At 36.0% G+C, this 5431-nt stretch carries 5 protein-coding genes and 1 riboswitch; of the genes, 4 read left to right on the plus strand and 1 reads right to left on the minus strand.

Features of this window, described 5'->3' with window-relative positions:
- The 3 genes from AOG54_RS00610 to AOG54_RS00620 form a co-directional block, all read left to right on the plus strand.
- The coding region (locus AOG54_RS00610) for a potassium-transporting ATPase subunit KdpA (RefSeq protein WP_084795435.1) at positions 1-852 on the plus strand (852 nt) is incomplete at its 5' end.
- The gene (gene kdpB, locus AOG54_RS00615) at positions 849-2837 is read left to right on the plus strand and encodes a potassium-transporting ATPase subunit KdpB (RefSeq protein WP_048101404.1); all 1989 of its coding nucleotides are present in this window, start codon (positions 849-851) and stop codon (positions 2835-2837) included. The genes AOG54_RS00610 and kdpB, both read left to right, overlap by 4 nt.
- Positions 2831-3454 (plus strand): potassium-transporting ATPase subunit C, encoded by a 624-nt coding sequence (locus tag AOG54_RS00620; protein WP_054964062.1) that lies wholly within the window; start codon positions 2831-2833, stop codon positions 3452-3454. Before kdpB ends, AOG54_RS00620 begins: the two co-directional genes overlap by 7 nt.
- Here the strand turns inward: AOG54_RS00620 and AOG54_RS00625 are convergent, their stop codons facing one another.
- Positions 3455-4270, minus strand: coding sequence for a universal stress protein (locus AOG54_RS00625; RefSeq protein ID WP_048101402.1), 816 nt, complete (start codon positions 4268-4270; stop codon positions 3455-3457).
- Between the two features lie 216 nt (positions 4271-4486).
- Positions 4487-4588, plus strand: a riboswitch (TPP riboswitch).
- Here AOG54_RS00625 and AOG54_RS00630 point away from each other — a divergent pair.
- The coding region (locus tag AOG54_RS00630; RefSeq protein WP_055032267.1) for an MFS transporter at positions 4576-5431 on the plus strand (856 nt) is incomplete at its 3' end. It overlaps the preceding riboswitch by 13 nt.

The following is a 5431-nucleotide window of genomic DNA, read 5'->3' on the forward strand; positions in this document are numbered from 1 at the left end:
ATGGTCATTGGTGTTTTAACATTTATATTTGTTTTTACATCCGTTGTTGCATTTATTGCAGAATACACGGGAATACCGGCACAGTCAGCACTTGCACTGTATACCGGAAACATGGCAGGAAAGGATGTGTACCTTGGGCTCTCAGAATCAACTGTTTTTCAGGTCGGCGCTGTATTTACATCCACGGGTGCCTCCACAGGAGGAATTATAGACTACACCCCAATAGGCCTTATGTCATTGCTAACAAACCTTGTTTTAAATGATCCACTGGGCGGTATTGGCACCGGAATTATCAATATATTTACATACATAATATTCACAGTGTTTATCACATCCTTAATGGTTGGAAAGCTTCCGGAATTAATGAACATAAGAATAGGTTCAAAGGAGATGAAGTATTCAACATTGTCACTGATAACACATCCGCTTATAATTTTAATACCACTTGGAATTACATTAATTATTCCAGCGGTAATGCACACATTTTACAATGGATTTTCATCAAATATTTCAGATCTATTGTATGAGTTTTCAAGCTCAGCATCAAATAACGGTTCAGAGGCGGGTGGATTTCTTACAAACTCGCCATATTTTAATTACCTTGATTCCTTAATAATGCTCCTTGGAAGGTATTTAATAATGGGCATACAGCTGCTGCTGGCACAGCAGTTTGCATTTAAGAAGCCCAAGATGATATATGAAAAATCAACAATAGATACCGGATCATTCTCATTTGGATTCATGCTTCTTGCTGTAATTATAATGGTTGGCCTGCTGTCATACATACCTGTCTTCTCACTTGGAACATTGTATGACTGGGCAAGGGATTTTAACTTTCTGGTGATTCCATGAACATTAGGGAAATTGTAATAAATTCACTTAAGGGTTTTGACCCACGTAATGAAATTAAGAACCCTGTAATGTTTATAACAGAAATAGCCTTTGTGCTATCAATATTTATAGCAGCATTTCCATCATCGTTTAATGTGCCATCATCAGGTGTATACATGGACTTTTATATTTCTGTCACGGTCTTATTATTTTTAACAGTGTTCTTCTCAAATTTAAGCACGTCATTATCTGAAAGCCAGAGCAAGGCCATAACAGAATCACTTGAAAAAATGAAGGTTTCCACAAAGGCAAATTTACTCAAGGATGGAAAAATAGAGATTGTTGAATCCGATAAATTAAGAAAGGGCGATATAGTTTTAGTAAGAAAGAATGAAATTATTCCGGCCGATGGTGAGGTAATAAAGGGCTCAGGATATGTTAATGAGTCAAATATAACCGGTGAATCCAGACCGGTCCTTAAACTTGTGGGTGACTCTGTCACAGGTTCAACAATGCTTGTAACAGATGAAATCACGGTTAGGGTCAATGTAAATCCCGGGGAATCATTTATAGACAGCATGATAAATATGGTAAAGAATTCTGTAAGGGAGAGAACACCAAATGAAATAGCATTATCCATATTTTTATCCGGGGTTACATTAATATTCCTAATAGTTGTTGCATCAATATTTTCAATATCAAATTACAGTGGTGTGAGGCCAAACATTGATATTTTAATAGTTTTATTAATAGCATTAATACCAACAACCATAGGCGGCCTGCTTCCTGCAATAGGCATAGCTGCAATAAACAAGGTGTCACAGTACAATATTATAGCGAAGAGTGGAAAGGCGGTGGAAAATGCAGGGGATATTGACACAATAATACTTGATAAGACCGGAACCATTACAATGGGTGAGAGGGAGGCTGTAAAGTTTTATCCAAATATGAACGTTGATGAGAGGGATGTTGCCCGGGCAGCACTGATGTCGTCATTAAATGATGAGACAATAGAGGGGATATCAATAGTCAGGCTGGCAAGATCAGAAAATATAGATGTTAATGATGATGAAATTAAGGATTATGAATTCATACCATTTTCATCAGAGACCGGTTTCAGCGGCATAAGGAAGGGTGATCATTACATCTATAAAGGCTCCTTAAGGTCATTATCAGAAAAACTCAATCTGCAGGATCAGTACATAAATGGAATATGCAAGCAGATATCATTAAAGGGTGGCACCGCCATTCCCGTGGCATCAGATGGAAAATTCCTTGGCGTTATAGAATTAAATGATATATTAAAACCAGGAATTAAGGATAGAATAAATGACCTTCATAAAATGAACATTGAAACAGTGATGCTCACCGGTGATGATGAGGTTACAGCTGCATATTTTGCACGTGAGGCCGGTATAGACGATTTTATTGCCAACAGCAAGCCGCAGGATAAGTACAACAGGGTTGTCATGGAAAAGGAAAGGGAAAGAATGGTGGCAATGATAGGTGATGGGACAAACGATGCGCCGGCTCTGTCAAAGGCAGATGTTGCCATGGCCATGAATACCGGCACACAGGCTGCAAAGGATGCTGCAAACATGATAGATCTGGACTCCACGCCAACAAAACTTATTGATGTAATCTTCCTTGGAAAGCAGATTTTAATTACAAGGGGATCACTTACAACATTCAGCATTGCCAATGACATATCAAAATACTTTGTAATAATACCTGCAATGTTTTACATGTTTCCTGAGCTTGGATTCCTGAACATACTTGATCTTACAGACCCGCTCAGGGCCATTACAGCGGCGCTTATATTCAACACAATAATCATTGTAATACTGGTTCCACTTGCATTAAGGGGTGTTAAGTATTCGCCATCAAGTGCATCAGACCTGCTGAAAAGAAACATAATAATATACGGCTTTGGTGGCATTGTCTTTCCCTTTATTGTTATATACATAATTTATTTATTGTTAAGTTTAGGAGGCATAGCATGGTAAAATTAAGAATTATAAAGGCATTTGCGCTTGCCATATTAATAATGTTTGTGGCCGGTTTTGCATTCCCGGCTGTAACATCATTAATAACGGAAAGCACACTTCCATACTATTCAAATGGGCATCCAGTGAAATACGATGGAAAAATAGTTGATTCATATCTTTTGACAGAGGCATTCAATGAGTCATATTTCTTCCAGCCAAGGCCATCTGCAGTGAATGATAACATTTCATCCAGCGGATCGTACTCAACATCATTAAGCAATAAAACAACACTTGAATTAAGTGAAAAATATCTAAAGGAATTTGAGGAAAGGAACCATGTCAATGCATCACAGATACCTTATGCCATGATCACATATTCCGGATCCGGTGTTGGCTATGCAATTCCATTAAAGGGTGCAACGCTTCAGGTTCACAGAATTGCGGTCAGCATCAGCAATTTAAGCGGTGGCAATTTAAGTATTTCTTCAATAGAATCATTCCTAAATGGCATAATAAATAAGGATAAGCAGAGGAACTTCCCGGTATTTGGAACATACTATGTAAACGTTGTGCAGCTCAACATGCAGATACTAAATTACCTGAAACAGAACAATATTTATGTGAATGTTCATTGATTATTTTTTTATTAATAATGTATCAACCCTCTGATCCTTTGATATATACTTTATATCAGAATTTATTCTTATTCTCTCATTTGCCGGTGACCTTGCACCAATAACAACGCAGTCAGGGTCCTCGTTAAGTATAATCGAATCTATCTCTGTTTTTATTCCAGATTTTTCTCCCGATTTTTCTATTTTAATATCTATACCATTTTTTGCTATATCTCCTATGCCATCAAAGAGGTTTTTAAATCCATGTGTTCTCCTTTTATCGTATTTTCTTAAATCAAAAATAATTATTTTTGCATGGTTAATCTTTGCAAGCTCAATACCAAAATACACTGCAGCCCTGGTGTTTATGGACTCTGCAACAGGCAAAAGTATTTTTTTATACGGGTATTCACGCTCGCTTATGCTTAGCAGTGCCACCGGTATATCTATGTTTTTAAGTATGTAATCACCAATGGACCCAAAAATAGAACCTGAAAGCATTGCCCTTTTATGTGTGGCCATTAAAAGCATGTCGTAATAATGCGATGACGCCTCCTTTAATAGCCCGGACCTTACATTATCGCTTGTGGTTATTTTTGGTATTACCTTCAGGCCACGCCTTTTTCCATCCTTATATGCATTTGTTACAAGTGTAACACTGTTTGACCATTCTATGCTATCATTTTTTTCCCTTACTGTTATTGCTGTAATCTCAGAGTTATTATACTCAGCAATATCATATGACATCTTAAGCGCCTTAATGGAATTTATACCCCTAAACATAGGTACCAGTATATGATCTGTTTTCAAAAAATATGATCTGGATGCCTCAAACATAATCTATTATATGTTATGCGCATATAATAATTTCTATTAATATGTGTGTAAAAATGACAATGATTAACACATATAATAAATTATTATATGAATATATTAATTAATATATATAAATTGTGAGTGTTTATCTCAGGTACAGAATTTTGATAATGTTGGAATTTCATAAAATCAAATGATATTTTTTACAACACAAAACTATAAATAATTGTTTTCATTTTAAATTGTAAGGGGAGCCATTAAATTGGCTGAGAGGATTGGGATCGACCCTTGGAACCTGATCCGGGTAATGCCGGCGGAGGGATGTTATGTATGAGGATGCTGGTTATAATGATATAAGGAAAAGTTTGGATTATCACCATTGGAATAAACATGATTCACTCATACTGACAACAATGATATCAACATTTTTTATATGGGGCGTTGTCTTAAGCATAGCACCTTTAATAACAACATGGCCTTTTATACCAAAATATTTTGATGAATACATTATATTATCATCACCATCAGGACTGCTATCAGGAAACTTTCTTTTGGGATATATTTCTGACAGGTACGGCAGGAAAAAATTATTTCTCTTAACAGTATTTTTAACATCTGCCGGTCTTCTTGCCATTGCACTCATTAAAAATCCCTACCTTATAATATTATCTGTTTTTACTGCAGAATTTGGGCTTGGAGGGGATGAAACAATATCATTATCATATTTATCAGAGCTTATACCCCTGAAATACCGTGGGGCGGTGCTGGTTGAAACATCAAATGTGGCAAATGTTTCCATAGTTGTTATGGCTGCAATTTTTTTATTTATACCAGACTCTGTTTATGCTGATAAACTATCTCTTCTAATAATTGCAATTTCAGGATTTTTTATATCATTAATCGCAAGGCTAAAATTAAAAGAGAGCATACGTTGGGATTATTTAAATAAAAATACAGAAAAACAGAGGGTTAAAATTAATTTTTCAAACTCCATAAAATTTTTATCATTATCATTCATAGCAATAACCATTGTTGTTGGCTTTGCCTTTTCAAGCCTTGTTCTTGGCCCATTTGAATTTCCGCAGTACTCATCTCTTATAATATTTGGCTCAACACTTGGCGGGACATTAACCGGTTTAATAGGTGGAATTTACATCGGTAAATCCAGAAGAAAAATTGTAT

Source organism: Acidiplasma aeolicum (assembly GCF_001402945.1).
In the GTDB taxonomy this organism is placed as follows: Archaea; Thermoplasmatota; Thermoplasmata; order Thermoplasmatales; family Thermoplasmataceae; genus Acidiplasma; species Acidiplasma aeolicum.

Bases quoted from the DNA above. Each gene is read 5' to 3' on its own strand.
- AOG54_RS00620 (WP_054964062.1), top strand. From the start codon at position 2,831: ATGGTAAAATTAAGAATTATAAAGGCATTTGCGCTTGCCATATTAATA.
- AOG54_RS00625 (WP_048101402.1), bottom strand. From the start codon at position 4,270: ATGTTTGAGGCATCCAGATCATATTTTTTGAAAACAGATCATATACTG.
- kdpB (WP_048101404.1), top strand. From the start codon at position 849: ATGAACATTAGGGAAATTGTAATAAATTCACTTAAGGGTTTTGACCCA.